Source organism: Pseudomonas sp. LBUM1663 (assembly GCF_059695905.1).
Window position 1 is genome coordinate 1,526,461 of sequence record NZ_CP166792.1, and the last position, 22,701, is coordinate 1,549,161.

Genomic DNA, 22,701 nt, shown 5'->3' on the forward strand with positions numbered 1-22,701 from the left:
GTCGCTTTCACCCGGCTATAAATATTTTGGAACTTTTGCCAAAGGCCCAAGATCAATAGACGGTGCCTGAAAAAAAGGACAGTGTCGGTGTCAGGAAGGGGCTCGTGGTTTGGCCCTGGCCAGTGAATCCGACGACAAGATTATTCGCGCAGCCGGGTCATGCCGAGCTGCGCTTTTCGTGCGTGCCAAATCAGAGCCCGCAGGAAACTTGCTTGGAGGGGGAGAACTTTTGCGAAAAGCCCGAGTCTATGTTTGCAAGTCTGGTCGTTTAGTTATGCAAGCCTCCTCCGAGCTTATCGAGGAGTGTTCATGCTAACCCAGGAAGAGGATCAGCAGCTCGTCGAGCGCGTTCAACGCGGCGACAAGCGAGCTTTCGATCTGCTAGTGCTGAAATACCAGCACAAAATTCTCGGGTTGATCGTGCGTTTCGTGCACGACACCCATGAAGCCCAGGATGTGGCACAGGAAGCCTTTATCAAGGCCTACCGCGCACTTGGAAACTTTCGCGGAGATAGCGCGTTTTACACGTGGCTTTACCGCATCGCCATCAACACGGCGAAGAATTATCTGGTTTCACGCGGCCGCCGGCCGCCGGATAGCGATGTCAGTTCCGAAGATGCAGAGTTCTACGATGGCGATCATGGCCTCAAGGATCTCGAGTCGCCAGAGCGTGCATTGCTGCGGGATGAGATCGAAGGCACCGTCCATCGAACCATTCAGCAACTGCCAGAAGATTTGCGTACGGCGTTAACTTTACGTGAATTCGATGGTCTGAGTTACGAGGACATTGCGGCCGTCATGCAATGTCCGGTGGGTACCGTGCGCTCCCGGATTTTCCGCGCTCGGGAGGCCATCGATAAAGCCCTGCAGCCGTTGTTGCAGGAAAACTGAGACAGCGGCGATAGCCAAGAGAGGAACGCCATGAGTCGTGAAGCCCTGCAGGAATCGCTGTCCGCAGTGATGGATAACGAAGCGGACGAACTGGAATTGCGTCGGGTATTGAATGCCTTTGACGATGTTGAAACCCGTGAAACGTGGGCTCGTTATCAGATCGCTCGGGCAGTTATGCACAAGGATTTGCTGCTTCCACGTCTGGACATCGCCGCGGCAGTTTCTGCTGCTTTGGCTGACGAAGCCGTACCGGCAAAAGTCTCCCGTGGTCCATGGCGCAGCCTGGGTCGACTGGCTGTCGCTGCTTCGGTGACCGTTGCCGTACTGGCAGGTGTGCGTTTGTACAACCAGGACGAGATCGCGGGTGTCGAACTTGCTCAGCAATCCAGTCAACCGGGTCTTGCCGTTCCTCAGGTCAAGGGTCCAGCTGTATTGGCAGGCTACAATGAGAGTTCGGAAGCCACTGGCCCTATGGCCAACGGTGTATTGCAAGGTCAACCAGGCTGGCACGATCAGCGTCTGCCAGGCTACTTGCGCCAACATGCTCAACAGGCTGCACTGAAAGGTACTGAGAGCGCTCTGCCTTACGCTCGTGCAGCAAGCCTGGAAAACCGTTAAGGAGGATCATGCGCGCCATACCTCTACTTTCGCTTCTGCTCAGTGGCTGGTTCATTGTTCCAGCCCATGCCGATGAAGCCCAAGACTGGTTGACCCGTCTTGGTCAGGCCGAGCAACAGCAAAGCTTTAACGGCACATTCGTTTACGAGCGTAACGGTAGTTTTTCTACCCATAACATCTGGCACCGTGTCCAGGATGGTAAGGTCCGTGAGCGTTTACTCCAGCTCGACGGCTCAGCACAGGAAGTCGTGCGCATTGATGGGCATACTCAATGCGTCAGCGGCATCCTGATAGCAGGGCTCGGGGACTCACCCAGCTCCGCTGCTCGTGCACTCGACCCACAAAAGTTGAAGAATTGGTATGAGCTTGCCGTCATTGGCAAGTCGCGTGTGGCTGGGCGTGCGGCAGTGATTGTTTCATTGAAGCCACGTGATCAGCATCGCTACGGCTTTGAGCTTCACCTTGATAAGGAAACCGGCTTGCCGTTGAAGTCATTGCTACTGAATGACAAAGGGCAATTGCTGGAACGCTTCCAGTTCACCCAACTGGATACCGACAACGTTCCGTCTGACCGCGACTTGCAGGCAGGCGAGGATTGCAAGGCGGTCACCCTCGACAGTGACAAGGCCTCCGCCGTGAAGGCCACCCAAGTCTGGCATTCGGACTGGCTCCCGCCCGGTTTCGAGTTGACCAGCAGCAGCGCCCGCAAAGATCCAGAGACCAAAACCCAGGTCAACAGTCTGATGTACGACGATGGTCTGGCGCGGTTTTCGGTATTCCTTGAGCCATTGAACGGTGCCACCGTTACCGACACCCGCACCCAGTTAGGCCCAACCGTTGCTGTTTCTCGACGCTTGACGACCCCTCAAGGCGAGATGATGGTGACCGTGGTCGGTGAGATTCCGATAGGTACTGCTGAACGGATTGCGCTGTCCATGCGCTCCGATGCCACTGCAACCAAGTAGTGAGCTGATATAGAAATGTTTGGTGAGCATTTCAATTTGCAAACAAACCTGAATTTTTCTATAGGTCAGAGCCTCACGGCTCTGGCCTTGTTTTGTTATTCCCGGAACAAAAATACCGGCGTATCTTTCCCGGTGTTCCTTGCTCCATATCGCTTAACCATGCTCGTCGTAACGGGAGCCGTATGTCGATACCACGTTTGAAGTCTTATCTTTCCATTGTTGCCACCGTGCTGGTGCTCGGTCAGGCGGTCACTGCTCAAGCAGTCGAACTACCTGACTTCACCCAGCTGGTCGAGCAGGCCTCGCCCGCGGTGGTGAACATCAGTACCACGCAAAAGCTGCCGGACCGCAGAGTGTCCGACCAGATGCCCGACCTTGAAGGCTTGCCGCCAGCGCTGCGCGAGTTCTTCGAGCGGGGCATGCCGCAACCGCGCTCGCCTCGCGGTGATCGCCAGCGTGAAGCGCAGTCCCTGGGCTCGGGCTTTATCATCTCGCCCGACGGCTACATCCTGACCAACAATCACGTGATCGCCGATGCCGACGAAATTCTCGTTCGTCTCTCCGACCGCAGTGAGTTGAAAGCCAAGCTGGTAGGCACCGACCCACGTTCCGACGTGGCGCTGCTGAAAATCGAAGGCAAGGATCTGCCAGTCCTGAAACTGGGTAAATCCCAGGACCTGAAGGCCGGCCAATGGGTCGTAGCGATCGGCTCGCCGTTCGGCTTCGATCACACCGTGACGCAGGGCATCGTCAGCGCTGTCGGTCGTAGCCTGCCAAACGAAAACTATGTGCCGTTCATCCAGACCGACGTGCCCATCAACCCGGGTAACTCAGGTGGTCCACTGTTCAACCTGGCCGGTGAAGTGGTCGGGATCAACTCACAGATCTACACCCGTTCCGGCGGCTTCATGGGCGTGTCGTTCGCGATCCCTATCGATGTGGCAATGGACGTTTCCAATCAGCTGAAAAGTGGCGGCAAAGTCAGCCGTGGCTGGTTGGGTGTCGTGATCCAGGAGGTGAACAAGGATCTGGCCGAGTCGTTCGGTCTTGAGAAACCGGCCGGTGCGCTGGTAGCCCAGATCCAGGAAGATGGCCCGGCTGCCAAGGGTGATCTGCAAGTCGGCGACGTGATCCTGAGCATGAATGGTCAACCGATCGTCATGTCTGCTGATCTGCCGCACCTGGTGGGTGCGCTGAAAGAAGGCGCGAAGGCCAATCTTGAAGTGATTCGCGACGGCAAGCGCAAGAATGTCGAGCTGACGGTTGGTGCGATCCCTGACGAAGGTAAAGAGCTGGGTTCGAAACTCAAGTCTGGCGTTGAAACCAATAGCAATCGTCTGGGTGTTGCCGTCGCTGATCTGACCGCTGAGCAGAAGAAAACCTACGACCTCAAAGGTGGTGTGGTGATCAAGGAAGTTCAGGACGGTCCTGCATCGCTCATCGGCTTGCAGCCAAATGATGTGATCACTCACCTGAACAACCAGGCAATCAACGATAGCAAGGAGTTCGCTGAAATCGCCAAGGCACTGCCGAAGAATCGTTCGGTGTCCATGCGGGTTCTGCGTCAAGGTCGTGCCAGCTTCATCACCTTCAAACTGGCTGAATAAACCGGTTGTCGGCTGAATGAAAAACCGCCTCGAAAGAGGCGGTTTTTTTGTGTCTGCGTTTTATGTTCCTGCAGGTCAGCCCATCATGTCCTTGACCATACGTTCCTGCTCCATCAACTCACGTTGCCGGGCGTCGATACGCGACGACAACGGGAAGTTGGTGCCGGCCTTGCGCTTGGCGAAGTCCAGTTGCTGAATGGCCTGGCGATAGTCGCCCACCAGGGCGAAGTACTCCGCGCGAGCTTGATGCAGACCGATGATGTTGCCTGACAGGCCACGAGTCTCGGCCACCTGATACCACACGTCCGGATCGTCCGGGCGCGATTTGAGCAACCCTTCAAGCGCCTTTTCAGCATCGGCGGCGCGGTTTTGTTTCAGCAGCAGATCGACACGCACCTGGTTCAACGGATAGTTGCCAGGGTACTGAGTGAGCATCCGGTCAACCCGTGTTTGAGCATCTGGCAGGCGATTGTTGGTAATGTCCAGGTCGACCTGCGCCAGGTTGTAGATGATCTCGTTCGGTGATTTGGCCAGCAGCAGCTTGAGGTTCTCGCGAGCTTCATTCAACTGGCCACCCTTGATCTGGGCGATTGCCAAGCCATAACGGGCCACGTCGTTTTTCGGGTTCTCGTCGAGCTGCGCGCGGAAGCGCTTGGCCCCCAAGCCTGGGGTTTCTTCATAGACCAGCTGAACGCGTGCACGAATCAGCTGGTAGCGCATGGTGTCTTCGATACCACCCGCTTTGGCCTGTTCGGCGCGGTTGCGGGTGTCGGCGATCCGCGATTCGGTCACCGGGTGAGTCAGCAGGAATTCTGGCGGCTTGGCGTCAAAGCGGTATTGACGCATCAACCGCTCGAACATGGTCGGCATTGACCGCGGGTCATATCCGGCCTTTTCCAGATTGAGGATGCCGATGCGGTCGGCTTCCTGTTCGTTCTGGCGCGAGAAGCGTCGTTGTTCTTGAATCGCCGCCGCCTGAGTGCCCGCAATCGCCGCGATCCCGGCGTCACCGGCACCGGCAGCCGCAATGACGATACCGGCCAGCAGAGCCGCCATCATCGGCACTTGCATGCGCTGTTGGGCTTCCACGCCTCGGGCAAAGTGGCGTTGCGACAAGTGAGCCAGTTCGTGCGCCAGTACTGACGCGTATTCGCCCTCGGTCTGCGCATTGAGGAACAGACCGCCGTTGACCCCGACAATCCCACCCGGTGCCGCAAAGGCGTTGAGCTGCGGGCTGTTGATCAGGATGAACTCCAGGCGCCGGTCATTGACCTGGCTGGTTTCCACCAAGCGGTAAACGCTGGATTCGACGTAATCCTTGAGCTGCGGATCGTTGAGCTGTGAGACCTGGCTGCGCAACAGCGCCAGCCACGCACGGCCCAGTTGGTATTCCTGTTGCGGCGAGACAATGGCAGAACTGGCGTCGCCGAGTGACGGCAGGTCGTCGGCGAAGCCCGGTGAGGCGAGCAGGCAAGCGAGCGTCAGCAGGGTAGGGCGCAAAAAAGTCATGCACAAAGCCTTAGTCGACAAAGACCTTACTGTAGCCGGACACTTGGCTTGGGACCAGATATTCTAGGCAACTCCACCACCTGACCCGGAGCGATGTAATGACCGACGCTGTAGCCCATGACGCCGAACTGGACGCCAGTGGCCTGAATTGCCCCTTGCCGTTGCTCAAGGCCAAGCTGGAGCTGAATCGACTGGCCAGTGGCGCGGTGCTCAAGGTCATCGCCACCGATGCGGGTTCCCAGCGCGACTTCCGCACCTTTGCCCGATTGGCCGGTCATACGCTGCTTCGCGAAGAAGATGAGGCGGGTGTTTACCGCTACTGGTTGAAGAAAGCCTGAAACCTGCTGCGTTCATTTCTAAGGATTTTTGATGTTCAAGGTGTTACGCGACTGGATTCAGCGCTACTTTTCCGATGAAGAAGCCGTGGTGCTGGCCGTGCTGCTGTTTCTGGCCTTTACCGCCGTGCTTACGTTGGGCGGCATGCTCGCGCCGGTGCTGGCCGGGATGGTGCTGGCGTATCTGATGCAAGGCCTGGTCGTCACCCTCGAACGCCTGCGCATGCCCGGCGGGGTGGCGGTGGGGCTGGTCTTCGCCTTGTTCATGGGCGTTTTGCTGGTGTTCATTATTGTCGTGGTGCCGTTGCTCTGGCATCAGCTGATCACGCTGTTCAATGAACTACCCGGCATGCTCGCCAAGTGGCAATCGCTGCTGTTGCTGCTGCCCGAACGCTATCCGCATCTGGTATCGGACGAGCAGGTGCTGCAGGCCATCGAAGTGGCGCGGGGCGAGATCGGCAAGTTCGGTCAGTGGGCGCTGACGTTCTCGCTGTCGAGCCTGCCGTTGCTGGTGAACATCATGATTTACCTCGTCCTTGTGCCGATCTTGGTGTTCTTCTTTCTCAAGGACCGGGAAATGATCGGCCAGTGGGTGCGCGGCTATCTGCCGCGTGAACGGGCATTGATCACCCGTGTAGCCCATGAAATGAACCGACAGATTGCCAACTACATTCGCGGCAAGGTCATTGAGATTTTCATTTGCGGCGGTGTGACCTACATCGGTTTTGTCGTGCTGGGGCTCAACTACGCGGCGCTGCTGGCATTGCTGGTGGGGGTGTCGGTGGTGGTGCCTTACGTCGGCGCAGTGGTGGTGACGGTGCCGGTCATGCTGATTGCGCTGTTCCAATGGGGCTGGAGCGATCAGTTCATTTACCTGATGGCGGTCTACGGGATTATCCAGACGCTGGACGGGAATGTGCTGGTGCCGCTGCTGTTTTCGGAGGCGGTGAATTTGCATCCGGTGGCGATTATCTGCGCGGTGTTGTTGTTTGGCGGGTTGTGGGGATTCTGGGGGGTGTTCTTTGCGATACCGCTGGCGACGCTGTTCAAGGCTGTGCTTGATGCCTGGCCGCGGAAGGAGCCAGTGGTGGCGCCGCTGCTTTAACGGTCAGCCGGGATGAGGCGGTGGAGCAGATGGCCTCATCCCGAGCAGGCTCGGTCCCATATTGGACCGCGTCAGGCTGGCCAACTTGGTCAACTGTGGGAGCGAGCCTGCTCGCGATAGCGTCCGAACAGACGAGGATAAACTCAGACCTTGTTCAACGCCTGTGCAGCCGCCAACACCGCATCCACATGCCCCGGCACCTTCACACCGCGCCATTCCTGACGCAGCACTCCGTCCTTATCAATCAGGAACGTGCTGCGATCAACGCCCATGTATTCCTTGCCATACAGCTTCTTCAGCTTGATCACATCAAACAGCTGGCAGAGCGCTTCTTCCTTGTCGCTGATCAGCTCGAAGGTGAACGCTTGCTTTGCCTTGAAGTTCTCGTGGGATTTCAGGCTGTCGCGTGAAACGCCAAACACTTCAGTGTTAGCCGCTTTAAAGGCATCAAGCTGATCGCGAAAACCCTGGCCCTGAGTGGTGCAGCCCGGCGTGCTGTCCTTCGGATAGAAGTAGATCACCACTTGCTTGCCTTTAAGGCCCGCGAGGCTGACGGTCTGTCCATTGGTGGCGGGTGCTTCGAAGTCGGCAACCGGTTGGTCGATGGCAACGGCCATGAAAGCTTCCTTACATTGGGTTTTGTGGGCGCCACGGTTCGATCAGTGCATCCAGATTCAGCGCGTCGGCGAAATCCAGGAACTGATCACGCAACCAGCTGATCTGCACGCCGGCCGGCAAAGTCACGGTAAACGTGGCGTTGAGCATGGTGCCGCCGGTTTGCGGCGCCTGATACGTGTCGCAGGTCAGGTTTTCCAGTTCGACGTTGTGGTCCATGAAGAACTGGCACAGCTCGTTGATGATGTCCGAGCGATAAGCCGAGCTGACATAGGCGACGTAAGGCAAGGCCTGGGGACGATTCTCCAGCGCCGCGCTGCGCACCACATTAACGGTGAATGCGTGCTTCTTGGCGAGGCCCGACAGGCTGCCTTCCAGGCGGGCCAGCGCGTCCCAGCTACCGGAGATCTCGAGGATCAACGCGCTGCACTCGCCATGACGGGTCAGGCGGGAAGTGACCACGGCGCAGCGGTTTTCATGGCTGGCGCGGCACAGGACGTTAGTCAGCTCCATGGGGTTGGCGCCGAGGGCACTGATGACAAGGAATTGTTCGCGAACTGTGGGGGTGGACATGCAGCATTCCTAAAGCGATGAGCGGTCGATACTTTTACGGGCTTTTACTACCGGGGGCGAGCCTGCGGATGCGAATTCAGAAAACCCGGGCCGAAGGTTGCAACGTGCTCCATCAAGGCAGGAGCGAGGGGTGGCAACGCTGGATCGGGGCTTGTGATGCCGAAAATGGAGGCTGAAACCCGACGTGCGAGCTTATCAGTACCGATCAAAGTCTGAAGGGTAGCGAAAAGCAGCGCCAAGGGGAATGGCAGCAGCGCAGTACTTTGCTTGTACAAGCATCTTGGCGCCAGTACCATTACCGCTCTCTTTTTCCGGCAGGAGCGGTTGCATGATTGCGGGCAGTATGGTGGCACTGGTCACACCCATGGATGCACAAGGTCGTCTCGACTGGGACAGCCTGAGCAAACTGGTGGACTTTCACCTGCAGAACGGCACCCACGCGATCGTGGCCGTCGGCACTACAGGTGAATCGGCCACCCTTGACGTGAACGAGCACATCGAAGTGATTCGTTACGTGGTGAAGCAGGTGGCAGGGCGCATTCCGGTGATCGCCGGTACCGGCGCCAACTCGACGCGCGAAGCCATCGAGCTGACCACCAATGCGAAGACCGCCGGCGCCGATGCTTGCCTGCTGGTGACGCCGTACTACAACAAACCGACCCAGGAAGGCTTGTACCAGCACTTCAAGGCCATCGCCGAAGCCGTCGACATCCCGCAGATTCTTTACAACGTGCCGGGCCGTACCGCCTGCGACATGCTGACCGAAACCGTGATCCGCCTGTCGACCGTGAAAAACATCATCGGCATCAAGGAAGCCACCGGCGACCTGACCCGTGCCAAAGCCATCATCGATGGCGTCAGCAAAGACTTCCTGGTGCTTTCCGGTGACGACGCCACCGCAGTCGAGCTGATCCTGCTCGGTGGCAAAGGCAACATCTCGGTTACCGCCAACGTCGCCCCGCGCGACATGAGCGACCTGTGCAGCGCTGCCCTGAAAGGCGATGCCGTCACGGCCCGCGCGATTCACGAAAAGCTGATGCCGCTCAATAAAACCCTGTTTATCGAATCCAACCCTATCCCCGTGAAATGGGCGCTGCATGAAATGGGCTTGATGCCGGACGGTATCCGTCTGCCGCTCACCTGGCTCAGCGCTGCCTGTCACGAACCGCTGCGGCAGGCCATGCGCCAGTCCGGCGTACTGGTTTAATTGAGGAAGCACTACGCATGAAGCGATTGGCCGGACTTTCCGCACTTGCCTTGATTATCTCCAGCACCAGTGGCTGTGGATGGGTCTGGGGCCCGGAAGGTTATTTCCGTGACCGTGGTAGCGATTACCTGGAAGCGCAACAGACTGCACCTATGCAATTGCCAACGGATGTCAGCACCGCCAAGCGTCTGGATCCGCTGCTGCCGATCCCGCGCAACGTGGCTGATGACACCGCCAAAGGCGAATACATCGTGCCGCGTCCGCAGCCACTGTCGGCCTCGGCTGACGCCAGTGCCTACTCGCTGCAGAAGAGCGGTGATTCGCGTTCGATCCTGGCCCAGAATCCACCTGCCGAAGCCTGGCCAGTGGCTGTACAGTTCTTCCAGGACAACGGTTTCCGCCTGGACGAACAGAAGCCGCAAACCGGTGAATTCACCACCACCTGGCAGCGTTCCGACGAACTGTCGGCAGCGATGGCCAAGCGCCTGAGCGCCGCCGGCGTCAGCACCGACAGCGAAACCCGCGTTCGAGTGCGTATCGAGCCGGGCGTTCAGCGCAACACCAGCGAAATCTACGTGGTCAGCGCCGAGCGTCCTGCCGGCAGCACCGCCGACGTGGCCTTCACCAACCGTTCGGTCAACACTGGCCTGGACGCGGCACTGGTCGACGACATGCTCGCGAGCATGAGCCGCATCTCGGAGAAGGGCGGTTCGGTCTCCATGCTGGCTTCGCGTGACTTTGATACGCCGAGTCGTGTCAGCCTCAGCGAAGACGGTAGCGGCAACCCGGTTCTGAACGTCGGCAATGACCTGGATCGTGCCTGGTCGAGCGTCGGTCGTGCGCTGGAACAGGGCGAATGGCGCGTTGAAGACATCAACCGCAGCCTGGGCCTGTACTACATCAACCTCTCCGAAAAAGCCGAGAAGAAAGACGAGAAGCCTGGCTTCTTCAGCAGCCTGTTCGGCAGCGCGCCGAGCAAGGAAGAAGTTGAAGCCCGTGCCGAGCGTTATCAGGTTCGCCTGAGCAAGGTGGGCGACAACGTCCAGGTCACCGTCGAGAAAAACATCAACACCGTGGCGCCGGCAGAAGTGGCGCGCAAAGTGTTGAGCGTGATTCAGGACAACCTGGGCTGATCACATGCGTTTTGCCGTTCTCGGCAGCGGTAGCCAAGGGAACGGCACGCTGATAGCCAGCGCTGACACGTATGTGCTGGTGGATTGTGGTTTCTCCCTGCGGGAAACCGAAAAACGCCTGCTGCGCCTGGGTGTGAACCCTGCGCAGCTGAACGCGATACTCGTGACCCACGAACATGCCGACCACGTGCATGGCGTGGGTTTGCTGTCTCGGCGCTACAATCTGCCTGTCTACCTCAGTCGCGGGACCCTGCGCGGGATGCGCAAACCGATTGAACCCGCGGGCTTCCTGGCCGGCGGAGAGCAACTGCAAGTTGGCGCCCTGAACATCGAAGTCATTGCCGTGGCCCACGATGCACAGGAACCGACGCAATACGTTTTCAATGACGGTGAGCGGCGCTTCGGCCTGCTGACCGACCTGGGCTCGTATTGCAACAAGGTGCTGGACGGCTATCGGGACCTCGATGCGTTGATGATCGAGTCCAACCATTGCCGTGACATGCTGGCTCGCGGTCACTACCCGTACTTCCTGAAGCAGCGGGTGGGCGGTGAACTGGGACATTTGAACAACCACCAGGCGGCATTCCTGGTGTCTGAGTTGGGCTGGCAAGGCCTGCAACACCTGGTCCTGGCCCATCTGAGCAGCAAGAACAACCTGCCGCAGCTGGCCCGGCAATGTTTTGTCGACACCCTCGGGTGCGACCCGGACTGGCTGCAACTGGCCGATCAAGATTCAGGGCTCGACTGGCGACACATCGCCTAGCCCACCTACTTAGCAAGCGGAGCCCATCATGGAAAAACGTGAAGAACTCTACCGCGGCAAAGCCAAATCGGTTTTCAAGACCGACGACGCTGACCGCTTGATCCTGCTGTTTCGCAACGACACCTCGGCGTTCGATGGCAAGCGTATCGAGCAGCTCGACCGCAAAGGCATGGTGAACAACAAGTTCAACGCCTTCATCATGCAGAAACTCGAAGCCGCCGGCGTGCCGACCCAGTTCGACAAACTGCTGGGCGACAACGAATGCCTGGTGAAAAAACTCGACATGATCCCGGTCGAGTGCGTCGTGCGTAACTACGCCGCCGGCAGCCTGGTCAAGCGGCTGGGCGTAGAAGAAGGCATGAAGCTCAACCCTTACACCTTCGAACTGTTCCTGAAGGACGACGCCAAGGGCGACCCGTTCATCAACGAATCCCACGTCGTGGCCTTCGGTTGGGGCACCGCCGAGCAACTGGTTCGCATGAAAGAACTGTCGCTCAAGGTCAACGAAGTCCTGAGCAAACTGTTCGACGACGCCGGCCTGCTGCTGGTCGACTTCAAACTCGAATTCGGCGTGTTCTCCGACGGCTCCATCGTCCTGGGCGACGAATTCAGCCCGGACGGCTGCCGCCTGTGGGACAAGGCCACCGGCAAGAAAATGGACAAAGACCGCTTCCGCCAGGGCCTCGGTGACGTCATCGAAGCCTACGAAGAAGTCGCCAATCGTCTGGGTGTACCGCTTTAATCGACGCAAGCATCTGATAGCACGGAAAAATTTCGCTTAGGGGGTTCGCTTCCGGCGAAAGTGTTGTTATGATGCGCGCCGTTGGAGAGATGCCAGAGTGGCCGAATGGGACGGATTCGAAATCCGTTGTACCTTCACCGGTACCTAGGGTTCGAATCCCTATCTCTCCGCCATTATTTGAAAAGCCCCGCAGATCAAGGTCTGTGGGGCTTTTTCGTTTCTGGGTTGTACTACTCTGTTGTACTACTCAACCCCCGCTCTTTCTTGCGTAATCTGGGGGTGTCGCTGCAAGTCGTTCCTCGGAAGGTGGCAAGTGTTGTCGACAACTTTGCGGTCTTGCTCGACTTAGAGAGCTTAAATTGTGAGGTCGCGTTTTTGGCTCCCCTTGATTCGGCGATGCGTTATGTACGATTGCCTCAGCTCCAGTAAAAGTCTTGATTGTTTTTATCGTGCGTCTTCAGGGCGAGGTTCCTAGTTCGCCTCGCAGTGGTAGATGCTGCGGGCTTACAGTGCGCTGTAAGTGGTTTTCTGGTTTGGTCGATGTGGTGGGTGCGGGGTGGGGTCTTTTCTTTCTCTGAGGGGGATAGAGGAGTGTTAGAGGTGGCTTGAGAAAAGTTCAATATTTTTTAAGTCACTGTTGACATCATGAGTGGTGTATTCCTATTCTTAGCCCAGCAGGTGCTATTCACCTGTTCACGCTCTTTAAAGTCACATGTATTCAAGGAAATCGATGCCTTTACTTGGCGACCCTTTGGGGTCATGACCGGCGCCTCGGTAGCCTCCGTACGCATGAGGAGGGGTTGTTTGCTCTCCCCAAGCGGGGTTGCGACCGTTGTCTGGCGTAAAAGTTAAGAGTCCATTTGAGTCAATACAAATATTCCTTGATCTGCTAATCCAATTGGTCTGGCGAGAAGGTGGACTTCCCATCTTTGCGTGCAAGAGGATGTAGCTATGATTGTTTTTCAAATCGTAATAAATGTGACTGGTAAAAAAGAGAGCATTCCCAAGGTGCCTAGAGATAGTCCTTTGGGGAAAAGAATTGACTCAAATGCAGCTGTGAGAATGACCGTTATGGCTTTCTTTGGCTGGGTTGGCCGGAAATTGTTTTCCATGTTTTTTGGGGGCGACGAAAGCTAACTGATTCTTAATTTTTGCTTTTAATTCGAATAGGATTCAGTCGTGGCAAAGGACAAGCCGTATTATCCTCACGCACCCATTGGTTCTTTAGCTATGTTGGCAAAAACTTTGGGAGTTCATCCAAAGCTTCTTGTTGATCTGGCAGGTAAGGCCACAGATTCTTATACCCATTTTGTTATCGAGACAAAAGGGGGGAAAGAGCGAAATGTTTATGAGCCAAAGTACGAGCTCAAAAAACTTCAGAAAAGAATAAACTCGAGGCTGTTCGAGAAGGTCCAGTACCCTCATTACCTACAAGGTGGTGTTAAGGATGAGGAAGACCCTAGGGACTATATCGAAAATAGTAGAATGCACTCTGGTTCTAAATTTTTGATAAGTTTAGATATTAGGGATTTTTACGATAATATTCCTCTCGAAAGTGTGCGTTCTGTATTCAAGTATTTTTTTAAATTTCCCGATGAGGTTAGCAATCTGCTTTCGAGTGTTGTTACTCGAGATGGTAAGGTTCCTCAGGGGGCATGCACCTCTAGTTATATTGCAAATCTAATATTTTTCAATTCGGAATATAGTTTTGTCAGCAAGTTGCGGTCGCAAGGGTTTGTGTATTCTCGGCTGTTGGATGATGTAACTATTTCTTCAGTTCGGCTTTTATCTCAAGAAGAAGCTACCGCTCAAATAAAATATGTCGCAGGGCTTTTTAGTGAGCATGGGCTGCGGATAAAGAAAAGTAAAACAAAGATGGAGCGCTCTGACGATTTAAGCGCGGATTATAGTGTGACGGGAGTTTGGGTTGGGCACGGTGTGCCTAAACTCCGACGAGCTGAACGAGATAAAATTCGCCACTCAGTTTACATCTGTGAGTCTGAATATCGGAAAAACTGTTATTCTGAAGAATATCATGCGCTTTGGAATAAAGTGTCAGGACAGGTAGCCAAGCTCACGCGACTAGAGCATGCACAAGCAAAAAAATTACGGGCTAGGATGCGATCTATACTTCCTTTGTATGACGGCAAAGCAACGGCAGCAATAATTCGAGAGACAGATCGTCTTTTGAAACGCCCTCGCTCTACTCATGTTAGAGTATCAGTCATTAATGCGTATCGGAAGTTGGTTAATCGTTTAGGTGTTCTGACGAGAACAAATACACTTTTGGCTAGAAGTTTGCGGCGACAGCTAAAGTCGAAATTTTCTGATGTGCCTTCTAAGGCTTTCATGTGGGAGTGAAAAATGCAAGATAATAAAATTCTTGATCGTGGTTTTGTTAACTCCTATGACTCTTTCAAAGGGTTCGGCTTTATAAGAAGGGATAAGGGACGTGATGTATTCTTTTTTTATGATGATGTTGAGGATGTTATTGCAGGGGTTGTGATGGGTGATACGGTCGATTTTGAGGTTCGTAACGAGCCAAAAGGACCTAGAGCATATAATGTCCGTAGGATTGCCTGAGTTTTCTGTGCTTGATTTTAATTCCAGTTCTCTAAGAATCTTACTTTTATCATTAAGCCTGTAGAATCTCTATTCCAGTCCCAGCAGAAGTATCTAGCCGCTGAGCACCGACCATAAGTCTCCCTCACTTCGCAATGGCAACATCCCCAAGTCAATAATCAAACAATTTTAAACTCGCTGAGTTTTGATCTCTTGCTCTGTCACCTTCCTTCGCTGTATTCAATTCTAATCGAATTAGGGCTCAATAAAAAATTTCGCCCAAGGAAACAGAAGCGATGAAGTGAGGTGGCGGGGTAATAGAAGTCCTTTTGCTAAAATCCCACGCCCGCCGCCGGAAAACAGCCTCTTACAAAGACACTTTTCTTGAAGGTAGATAGCACCGATGGCCATTTGGCATATCGTAGGTTACGATGCCTCCCATCCTGCCAGCGGAGAAACTCATGGGCACCGTTAGTAATTTCCTCACCACAATCAAGAACAGCGAGCAAGCACTAGAACTCTTCAAAGATGGTGGGGAGGTAGCCATTGATGCTGTTTTGGAAGACAAGTTTGGAATTGATGGCGTGTTGAAAGATATCCCTATTCTCAATATTGCTGTTAGCTTGTACAAGATGGGTAACAAAGTATCCGCATACTTCTTTGCAAAGAATATGCTTGCCTTCCTAATTGAAATTGACAAGGTGCCTAACCAAAAGCGTATTGAATTTTTAGACAAGAACTGTGCGGATCAAGAAGGTGTTGAGAATGTGGGTGAAGTTGCATTGATGATCCTAGATAAACTGGATCACCCTAAGCTTGCTGCAATGCTTGGTCGTGCCTTTGCACTGCTCACTCTTGGCACAATTACCAAGCGAGAATTTGATATTTATGCTCACGTAATCAGGTCTATGAATCCATACCTACAAGAGCAGGTTAGCCGGTTTTACAAAGCCAATGGAAAGACTTCCCTCGATACCCCTGCGGCGCTAACATTAGCCAATTGTGGGCTGCTTAAAATGGAATATGGTGTAGCCACCAGCGAAGGTGAAAGCTATGTATCCCATACAATCTTGGTAACTAAACTTGGAGAAAAATTCTACAGCGAAATTCTTTTAGGGAGTAATTCTTACTGATTGCCCAGCCCCCGCGCCGCGAGGACTGAGCAACTTTGATGTTCGCTGAATTTCTGGATGGAAAAATTGTGCTTGCTTGGCTCAGCGAGTGACGTACTGGAAGTCTGCCCACGCAAGGCGGTAGAGTCTGAAGATCACCTGCAAGGAATTGAAAGATGAGTGAGAAGATTACATGTGATAAGTGCGGGTCTGTGCACTTGTTGACCTCCCGAGACTTCCCAATGCGAGACAAAGACTCCATTGAGTGCGCAGTCTGTGACAATACAATATTTAGCTGGAACGGAGGAATCATCTGGACGGCAAAGTTGATAGAGCGACACGAATATCATTTGAAAAAGCCCTAACTTTTTTTTTTCAAAATCTCCCCCTCCCGCCGTGAAAATGATCCTCATGTTTTATGAGATTGGTTTTTACACTGGAAATATAATGTTGGAGGGGCTTAGAAAAGTGGGTTTTGTACGGGAGGTGGTTAACGCTGTTCGAGCACCCAAACGAGAACCGCTCTTGATTCTAGAATAACCCTGAGCCCCGCCAGAGGCTCTACGGGCGCCAGGTATAACAACTCAACCTTTAGAACACGAACTCGTGGTATGTGGCGTCAACCTCGGCTTGAGTGAGGCCGATGTACACCATTGTCACAGCAGGGCTTGAATGGTTCAGCACCTTGCAAATCAACTCGATGGAAACGCCCCCGCTGTACATCAGCCAGCCGCGTGTCTTCCTCATTGAGTGGGTGCCGAGCTGGATACTCATTTCCTCACCAACAGCCTTGAATGCAGTTGCTACAGCAACACGGCTAACAGGCTTGTTCTTTGCCCGGTTGCTCTCCACCTGAAACAGGAAGGTATGGTTGGGGTGAGCTTTGCGGCGGCGTGCAATGATTGCCTTTGCACTACTGTTCAAGTCGATTTTACGAGTCTTGTCGGTCTTGGATTCCGTTATCACCAGCTTATCGCCCTGCACGTCCTCAAAGGTGAGGGTGAGCAAGTCGGAGATACGGAGCGCGGTGTTGATACCGAATTCCCAAATGTCGGCGTACAGGGTGTTGCCCTTGGCGTTCAGGGTGAGCTTGCGGCTGATCGTTTTGGCCTCACCGGGCGTTTTCACAGCTTCGACGACGTTCATTCTAATTAACACTCCGTGCAAACCGTTGGTGATGTGTTAATTAGAGCATGAAGCTCAAGGTTGGAGCAAGGTTTTTCAAGGGTTGGCTAATTTACACAATCATATTCTGTTAATTAGAACGCCTCTCCATCCGCACATGGTCTGGCGTGGGCAGTGGGCGGGGATGATCTTTTGATGATGTCTACGATTGGCGTAGTTGCATGATGGCGTCTGTAAGGGCTTGGCTGTTCGTATCCAGCACTTGTAATGCAGTCAGGGCATTGTCAACAGCAACAGTACCTCCTTGGCTGGAAATCCATCCGGCAAGCTCTTCTAACGCAGCAGCGATGCCATGTTGGTTGTACAGCAGCAGGGTTAATGCGTCAGCAGTGGCTATGGCTTGATTCTGGGTGGTCATAGGCGTCGTCCTTGAAAGAGTCGGCACTGATCGTAGTCCACGTTAAGGCTGATGCAAGCAGGGAGGGTGCAGCCGTTGTGATCGATTCACGATGTCCGGCCATCTGACGGTCTGTTTTCCTCAGTTTTTTCAAATTCCACCGTCGCGAGAGAAAAAGCGATTCGCTTAGTAGATGTGCATTATTGTGGTGCGAGAAAGGGGTTTAGAACGTCTGGAGGGGTGTGGAAGCATCAGGGAAATTTTTCTCTCATGCCCTACAGGCCAATGAAATCAAGGTGTTCAGCGATATTGGCCTAACCGGCCTAAGCCAAGACAGTAGAATGTACTGAATAGTTACTATGGGGTTTGTGCGGGGTTATTGTTCGTTTTTTGATCAATTTGATTCCGACGCATTATATAGACAGGGTATGTCGCTACCGTCCATTCACATGGTTTGCCATCGTCTACACAGGGTAATGCCGTGGGCTGAAAATTTAGCCCACGCCAACAGGAGACACAAAATGAGTGTTAAACAGAGACTGGCGGCAATCTCCCAAATTTTTGGGAGGTTGGATTAAGAGAACACAGGCTAAAGCAGTGGCGGAAAATTTCGCCGCTGCACACGATAAAAGCATCAGCCAAATTTTCAGCTCATGTTCACGGACAGGATTTGTGAATGCGTTGCATTATATAGGCAGGATCACTCCCTACGTTCGTGGGCCACTCGTTCCACTCATGGAGCCACTGGCGTTCACGGTGCAGAGGCGTCAGCAAAATTTTTTGCTCACGTTCACGGATAGGATTTTTGAATCGGACGCATTATATATACAGAAGGATTCTGATTGTGTCGCATTATGAAGACAGGAGGATTCTGATTCCGACGCACTCTATAGACAGGGACATGGATGCTGCGCATCAAGGAGGGGAATGTGATTGCGTTGCACAATGAAGAGCTAGCAATCTGACAAAGCGTACAACCCTGAACGGACGTTCAGATGGGTACGCTTTGACCGTAGGTCAGGATGTAACATCACAGCAAGAGTTACCAAGATAAAAACAACCAACATGATCCAATCCCAGAACTGACGTTCTTGGAGAGTGTACATATGACGATGTGTACAACTCAGTCGTACCGACTATAAAGCGTCAGCTCTTCTTGTTCTGGTATGTTGATTGTATTTTGTTCTGTAACACTTGGAATGGGTTACATTCCGCATCCTGCTATCCGTGCAGACACTCTGACTGTAGGTCAGGGGTTGAATAACACTGTGAACGTCGTTCACGGGAGTACAGTTATTGGCTGTAAACGGGTTGGTGCTGCACACGCTGAAAAGTGTGAAACCGTTACAGGACGTGGCCTGTAGAGGAGATTGCACGATTCTTACGGTGGCAACATTTCAACCCAGATACAGGGTATGTTTCGGACTTTTTAGAAGGCGACTTCATAAGGTCCGTATACCATCGTTGGAGCTGGGCCAGGAACAACAACTCGTTCAGCCTCTGGCAGTGCACAGTAGTCAATATCGTTAATCGAAGCTTCAAGACACGCCATGCCAGCTTGGAACCTGACCCAGTTGGCGATCTTCTCAACCTCTTCAATGGCGTATTGTCTCGCACGTTCAGCCATCACCTCTTGAACAGCCACAGCTTTACGCATTGGCGCTCTCAGTTCGTACTTCAGGCAATCCACCTCATTCTCCATTTCCTCTCCAGCAACACCGTGCAGGAGGTCGAACAGGGTACGTTGGGCGTCAGTGGAAAGCGTGGTGAGGGCGAAGTCTTCCCGAGTGTACTGGAGTGCGATATCTGCGAATTCTTGCAGCTCACAACGAAACTCAGCATGGCGGATTAACTCCTTAACCAACATGGCCGAATCAGACAACTTCTGTCCTTTCATCATGGGTTTAAAATCAGCACGACTCTGCACAGCGTCAACAGCAGCAATGATTTCTGGAGTTTTGGACTGTGTATCGTTGAGGATAGCGATGAATCTGGCGTGGTCTGGGTTGGAGTGGTCAACCAGCTTAGCGAGCTTTTCCAATGAGGCTTGACGGCGGGATTCAGTCAGCTTGGCTTTCTTACAGAAGGCAATGATTGTCTCTTCGCCAATTGTATCAATGATGCGATCCAGCAAGCCAACTTCGTCAGATGCAACGTACAGTTTCATTGGGACATCTGTACGATACATAAACACACCAGCTTTGTTGCAATGTTTGGTGGAGTGGCGACGGTTGAGGAAAGCAGGGGCGATTACAAGATTCTCAGCGTTGCTCAGTCCTAGAATGTTGTCGTGCTTGATTGGTGCAACATGGCAGATGTGAAACGAGTCCTTGCCGCTCATCACGTTGGCAGTCATGCGCAGTTTAACAACGTCATACAGAGCAATCAGGTTATCTACAGAACCAACTAGCGTATCAAAGATAGCCAGTGTGCCTGCTCGTTGAGCTTCTTTTGTCAGGTAGAGAAAGAAATGATTAGAGCGTGGGATTGTGAAAGGCTTGCGTTTGCTGATTGTACTCTTACGTTCTTTGCACGATGTAGAACAGAAAGTTGCTGTGTTGCGGGCTGGTCTGAATCTCTTCTTACAGTCTGGATTTTTACAGGTCTTTTGTTGCTTAACGGCTGTTGTTACCTTGGTCATTTGTCTTAGCTCCATCACGGTTAGCGGTTAGTTTTGGGTTGGTCAGTGTGTAGCTGTGTCGGCAACGACCAGAGCAGAAGACTTCCACTTTGATCGCTGAAAACACATAGTTGCAGTTACGGCATGTGCAGGTTTTCATTTTGTATCTCCATACTTGGCTTTAAGGATTTGCATTGTCATATCGGCGGATGTTGGTGGTGTTGTATCAACGGATTTTGTAACTTGCTTGGCTTCTTCAACGTATTCAGAAGCTCTTGTAAGCACCTGATTGAACTGATCGTCAGTAAACCATCTCATTTGCTCTGCAAGGTCTACTGCTGCACTGTGGGAGCATCCAGAGGCTATTAGAGCCGCTTGGCGATCAACACTCTTGCGAAGCGTCTCGAAAGAAGGTGTTGGCTTTGTTACCATAACTGTTTTGTAGATGTGTTCCATGTTGTACTCCTAGAGTAGATATTTTCTATGGATGTAGAGTTTGAATTGTTCTTCCGTCACGCCGCTTTTAATGCATCTGAGTAGATGCTCGGTGATATCAGGAAAGTTATATGGGATGTGCGGACCGAGATAATCTGTCAGATACTTTTCTGCACCCATAAGGATTGGCTGTTGTCGTTCAATGTCTTTGTATCGTACTCTCATTGCCAGCGTGCCTCTTTACGATACTGTTCAACATGTTTGTCTTTACGGCGTTTACGTCTCTTAGGTTCTACGTCTTCCACAACAGGAATATCCCACTCAGGAAAGCGTTCCTCTGTGAATTGTGAGAAGTCTTGCGGGGCTTCACTCTCTACAATTGGCGTAGGAGCATCTTGTTTCTTGCGAAGGCTAAGCGTTGGTTTCTTTGTACGTTGTTGTTCCATCACTTGGTAGCTTTCTTGGCTGGCTTGATTGCATCTTGAATGCGTTGGCCGCGTGCTGCTTTGGCCGATTCAATACGTTGCTGACGTTGCTGTTCAATTTCAGCATCAACTTGAGCTGTTACCTCTGCAAGGATGCGGGCTTCTTCTGCAAGGGCTGCTGCCTTGTCCGTTGCTTCACACTCTGCTCTATACTTCGATTCCACTTCAGCAAGAAGCTCTTTGATATCGTCGCACTGATATTGAACACCATGCACACGAACTTCAGCACCATTCAAATCTACTGGAGCTTCAGGCTTGTAGAAGTAGATTTGAGCGCTTCCAGCGTTGGAGAGTGGAATGGTGCCAGTGTTGCTGTAGGTGTAACCCTTAGAAGCATATTCGATGTATGTTGGAATAAGCTGTGCTTGATATGCCACTACGGTAAACACTTCGGCTCCCAAGAATATTTTACGTGGGTAGTCGCCTCTGGCGTTTGGTTCGGCAGTGAAATCAAGGTCATATCCGTGAGTACGGTTCTTGTACAATGTAACGGCTTCTTCTTTCAGTTGGTCTAGGGTGGTTTGGTTGAATGTCATTTTGATTCTCCGTTAATAAATTGTGGTTTGGTTTTGGGTTGTTGTTCTTTCAATGCCGCCAGCTTCTTTGCGTATGCTGCAATATCCCTGCATCTAGCGGAGCAGTAAACTTTAGTGATGCGTTTTACTCTGTGTGTTTTGCCGCAAATCGGGCATTGTTTCTCTACGGCCATAAGTTCTCCTTGGGTGATGTGTTAATGATTAGGTTTTTTTCCGAGCTAAGGAACAGGAATTAAAAAGAAGGCCAAGATTTTTGAGATCTTGGCCTTAATGTGTTTCATAAGGAATTTTGAGCAGTGCCACAACCGTACTGCGAGCCGGTATTCAGTTATCATCCCAACCACAAGACAACAACGTGTGTTCATGTTTTTGGCCAGTTACATGATGGAGCTGTGAGAGGTCTTGGAAAACCTTGCCTTAACATCCACCTGACAATGCAATGTCATATGGAAGAATGAGAGCACTTAGGGAGGACTAAGCTTGCTCAAGAGAGTGCTAAAAAGGATTTAGCAAATTTGGAATTCTGGAAGCTGGAAGAAGTGTTAAGAACTTTTCTCTGGCTTGTACTATATTGTAGCACGCTTCTGCCCCACGTCAAGCCTTTTGAAGCATAAAGTAACTTATGAAGTCAATGTCTTTATGTTAATTGGAGTGCTATAGGCTGATAGTGTGGGACTATGGCCGCTGGAGTGGGTTGGATGTATGCAGTCGTGGTACTTATCTCCGCACGCACACGTTCTGATAGCATTCTGGAATGATCATCAGGTGTCTCAGACGAATGAAACGAAAGACGGTTGTGTTGGGGGCATTGGGGTCGCTGTCACTGGCAGGTGGTGGCGCTATCGTCAAAAGATTGATTGAAGACAACTGGGAGAATGTTGGGCCTGTGATTTATGGCGTTTGGGGTTGTCTGGTGGGCGCCTATGAATGGGTTGTCCATCCCGTAACCTTGCCACTCTGGCTGGTCGTCTTGGTTCCCGTGGCTCTTATCACGATGATTGCTCTCTTAGCCTTGTTTGCCCGTGAAACCGTTGGAGACTTGAGCCAAGCAGCGGCAAAACTGAATCCGACTCTGCCACCTCTCACTGACAGTGCACATAAGGTGATGGCGGCTATCGTCGCGCATTCGAAGAAGCCTGACGGTTTAAGCCTAAATGATATTGCCGGTGCTGCTGGGTTATCCCAATTAATGTGTGATGGCGCTCTTGATGTTTTGAGAGGATGGAATTTGATCCATATCGGTTATGGAATGTGGAATACGCCTGTCACCCTAACTCAAGCCGGGCGAGCATATATTCTGGCTCCCGGCTCGCCGCTATCATCGCTGGCAGTCTGAGAAAATTCCTCATCCCAATTCTGCCAACTG

The 22,701-nt window shown here is 52.8% G+C and carries 25 protein-coding genes and 1 tRNA gene; 16 read left to right on the forward strand and 10 right to left on the reverse strand.

From position 1 onward, the window contains the following. The first annotated feature begins 309 nt into the window (after positions 1-309). The 4 genes from rpoE to ACA075_RS06845 all read left to right on the forward strand — a co-directional run bounded on the left by rpoE (position 310) and on the right by ACA075_RS06845 (position 4,081). Positions 310-891: an RNA polymerase sigma factor RpoE/AlgU gene (rpoE, locus tag ACA075_RS06830; RefSeq protein ID WP_007944079.1), complete on the forward strand. Its 582-nt coding sequence runs from the start codon at positions 310-312 to the stop codon at positions 889-891. Between the two features lie 30 nt (positions 892-921). Next, entirely contained in the window at positions 922-1,509 is a 588-nt protein-coding gene (locus ACA075_RS06835) for a sigma-E factor negative regulatory protein (protein WP_010462268.1), read from the forward strand. An 8-nt stretch (positions 1,510-1,517) separates the two neighbouring features. Beyond that, on the forward strand, positions 1,518-2,474 hold the full coding sequence (locus ACA075_RS06840) for a MucB/RseB C-terminal domain-containing protein (RefSeq protein ID WP_497297835.1): 957 nt from the start codon (positions 1,518-1,520) through the stop codon (positions 2,472-2,474). A gap of 182 nt (positions 2,475-2,656) precedes the next feature. After that, positions 2,657-4,081, forward strand: a complete 1,425-nt coding sequence (locus ACA075_RS06845) for a DegQ family serine endoprotease (protein ID WP_497297836.1) — start codon at positions 2,657-2,659, stop codon at positions 4,079-4,081. Between the two features lie 75 nt (positions 4,082-4,156). Here the strand turns inward: ACA075_RS06845 and ACA075_RS06850 are convergent, their stop codons facing one another. Then, positions 4,157-5,590, reverse strand: a complete 1,434-nt coding sequence (locus tag ACA075_RS06850; RefSeq protein ID WP_497297837.1) for a M48 family metalloprotease — start codon at positions 5,588-5,590, stop codon at positions 4,157-4,159. Between the two features lie 98 nt (positions 5,591-5,688). Here ACA075_RS06850 and ACA075_RS06855 point away from each other — a divergent pair, with 98 nt between their 5' ends. Next, positions 5,689-5,928 (forward strand): sulfurtransferase TusA family protein, encoded by a 240-nt coding sequence (locus ACA075_RS06855; RefSeq protein WP_020300476.1) that lies wholly within the window; start codon positions 5,689-5,691, stop codon positions 5,926-5,928. A 31-nt stretch (positions 5,929-5,959) separates the two neighbouring features. Beyond that, complete coding sequence (locus tag ACA075_RS06860; protein WP_010462259.1) at positions 5,960-7,030, forward strand: AI-2E family transporter; 1,071 nt, start codon at positions 5,960-5,962, stop codon at positions 7,028-7,030. A 143-nt stretch (positions 7,031-7,173) separates the two neighbouring features. Here ACA075_RS06860 and ACA075_RS06865 read toward each other — a convergent pair whose 3' ends face one another. Continuing rightward, positions 7,174-7,647 (reverse strand): peroxiredoxin, encoded by a 474-nt coding sequence (locus ACA075_RS06865; RefSeq protein WP_497297838.1) that lies wholly within the window; start codon positions 7,645-7,647, stop codon positions 7,174-7,176. 10 nt (positions 7,648-7,657) lie between these two features. Then, positions 7,658-8,218 (reverse strand): glycine cleavage system transcriptional repressor, encoded by a 561-nt coding sequence (locus ACA075_RS06870; protein ID WP_109628402.1) that lies wholly within the window; start codon positions 8,216-8,218, stop codon positions 7,658-7,660. Between the two features lie 328 nt (positions 8,219-8,546). Between ACA075_RS06870 and dapA the strand changes: the two genes are divergently transcribed. From dapA to ACA075_RS06915, 9 genes are all read left to right on the forward strand, one after another. Further along, positions 8,547-9,425 (forward strand): 4-hydroxy-tetrahydrodipicolinate synthase, encoded by an 879-nt coding sequence (gene dapA, locus ACA075_RS06875; protein ID WP_497297839.1) that lies wholly within the window; start codon positions 8,547-8,549, stop codon positions 9,423-9,425. Between the two features lie 17 nt (positions 9,426-9,442). Further along, positions 9,443-10,558 carry an NlpB/DapX family lipoprotein gene (gene bamC / locus ACA075_RS06880; protein ID WP_219095201.1) on the forward strand — a complete coding sequence of 372 codons (1,116 nt, stop codon included), beginning with the start codon at positions 9,443-9,445 and terminating at the stop codon, positions 10,556-10,558. A 4-nt stretch (positions 10,559-10,562) separates the two neighbouring features. Further along, positions 10,563-11,321: an MBL fold metallo-hydrolase gene (locus ACA075_RS06885; protein WP_497297840.1), complete on the forward strand. Its 759-nt coding sequence runs from the start codon at positions 10,563-10,565 to the stop codon at positions 11,319-11,321. Between the two features lie 28 nt (positions 11,322-11,349). Further along, positions 11,350-12,063 (forward strand): phosphoribosylaminoimidazolesuccinocarboxamide synthase, encoded by a 714-nt coding sequence (gene purC / locus ACA075_RS06890; RefSeq protein WP_008034929.1) that lies wholly within the window; start codon positions 11,350-11,352, stop codon positions 12,061-12,063. Positions 12,064-12,146: 83 nt separating this feature from the next. Further along, positions 12,147-12,236, forward strand: a tRNA-Ser gene (locus ACA075_RS06895). A gap of 778 nt (positions 12,237-13,014) precedes the next feature. Then, positions 13,015-13,200, forward strand: coding sequence for a hypothetical protein (locus ACA075_RS06900; RefSeq protein WP_497297841.1), 186 nt, complete (start codon positions 13,015-13,017; stop codon positions 13,198-13,200). A 42-nt stretch (positions 13,201-13,242) separates the two neighbouring features. After that, positions 13,243-14,424, forward strand: coding sequence for a reverse transcriptase family protein (locus ACA075_RS06905; RefSeq protein WP_497297842.1), 1,182 nt, complete (start codon positions 13,243-13,245; stop codon positions 14,422-14,424). A 3-nt stretch (positions 14,425-14,427) separates the two neighbouring features. Then, on the forward strand, positions 14,428-14,646 hold the full coding sequence (locus ACA075_RS06910) for a retron Se72 family effector protein (RefSeq protein WP_497297843.1): 219 nt from the start codon (positions 14,428-14,430) through the stop codon (positions 14,644-14,646). 440 nt (positions 14,647-15,086) lie between these two features. Continuing rightward, positions 15,087-15,758: a hypothetical protein gene (locus tag ACA075_RS06915; RefSeq protein ID WP_497297844.1), complete on the forward strand. Its 672-nt coding sequence runs from the start codon at positions 15,087-15,089 to the stop codon at positions 15,756-15,758. 570 nt (positions 15,759-16,328) lie between these two features. On the opposite strand, the gene ACA075_RS06920 is transcribed toward ACA075_RS06915, so the two are convergent. From ACA075_RS06920 to ACA075_RS06950, 7 genes are all read right to left on the reverse strand, one after another. After that, positions 16,329-16,883 carry a tyrosine-type recombinase/integrase gene (locus ACA075_RS06920; RefSeq protein ID WP_497297845.1) on the reverse strand — a complete coding sequence of 185 codons (555 nt, stop codon included), beginning with the start codon at positions 16,881-16,883 and terminating at the stop codon, positions 16,329-16,331. Between the two features lie 181 nt (positions 16,884-17,064). Beyond that, on the reverse strand, positions 17,065-17,280 hold the full coding sequence (locus ACA075_RS06925; protein ID WP_497297846.1) for a hypothetical protein: 216 nt from the start codon (positions 17,278-17,280) through the stop codon (positions 17,065-17,067). 1,408 nt (positions 17,281-18,688) lie between these two features. Then, a complete protein-coding gene (locus ACA075_RS06930) occupies positions 18,689-19,900 on the reverse strand; it encodes a hypothetical protein (RefSeq protein WP_497297847.1) in 1,212 nt (403 codons plus the stop codon). Between the two features lie 135 nt (positions 19,901-20,035). Continuing rightward, positions 20,036-20,335 (reverse strand): hypothetical protein, encoded by a 300-nt coding sequence (locus tag ACA075_RS06935; RefSeq protein ID WP_497297849.1) that lies wholly within the window; start codon positions 20,333-20,335, stop codon positions 20,036-20,038. Positions 20,336-20,535: 200 nt separating this feature from the next. Continuing rightward, positions 20,536-20,760, reverse strand: coding sequence for a hypothetical protein (locus tag ACA075_RS06940; protein ID WP_497297850.1), 225 nt, complete (start codon positions 20,758-20,760; stop codon positions 20,536-20,538). Then, the gene (locus ACA075_RS06945) at positions 20,760-21,335 is read right to left on the reverse strand and encodes a hypothetical protein (protein ID WP_497297851.1); all 576 of its coding nucleotides are present in this window, start codon (positions 21,333-21,335) and stop codon (positions 20,760-20,762) included. The genes ACA075_RS06940 and ACA075_RS06945 overlap by 1 nt, the downstream gene beginning before the upstream one ends. Beyond that, positions 21,332-21,508, reverse strand: a complete 177-nt coding sequence (locus ACA075_RS06950; RefSeq protein WP_497297852.1) for a DNA gyrase inhibitor YacG — start codon at positions 21,506-21,508, stop codon at positions 21,332-21,334. The genes ACA075_RS06945 and ACA075_RS06950 overlap by 4 nt, the downstream gene beginning before the upstream one ends. A gap of 605 nt (positions 21,509-22,113) precedes the next feature. Here ACA075_RS06950 and ACA075_RS06955 point away from each other — a divergent pair. Continuing rightward, positions 22,114-22,671, forward strand: coding sequence for a hypothetical protein (locus tag ACA075_RS06955; RefSeq protein ID WP_497297853.1), 558 nt, complete (start codon positions 22,114-22,116; stop codon positions 22,669-22,671). Positions 22,672-22,701 lie beyond the last annotated feature (30 nt).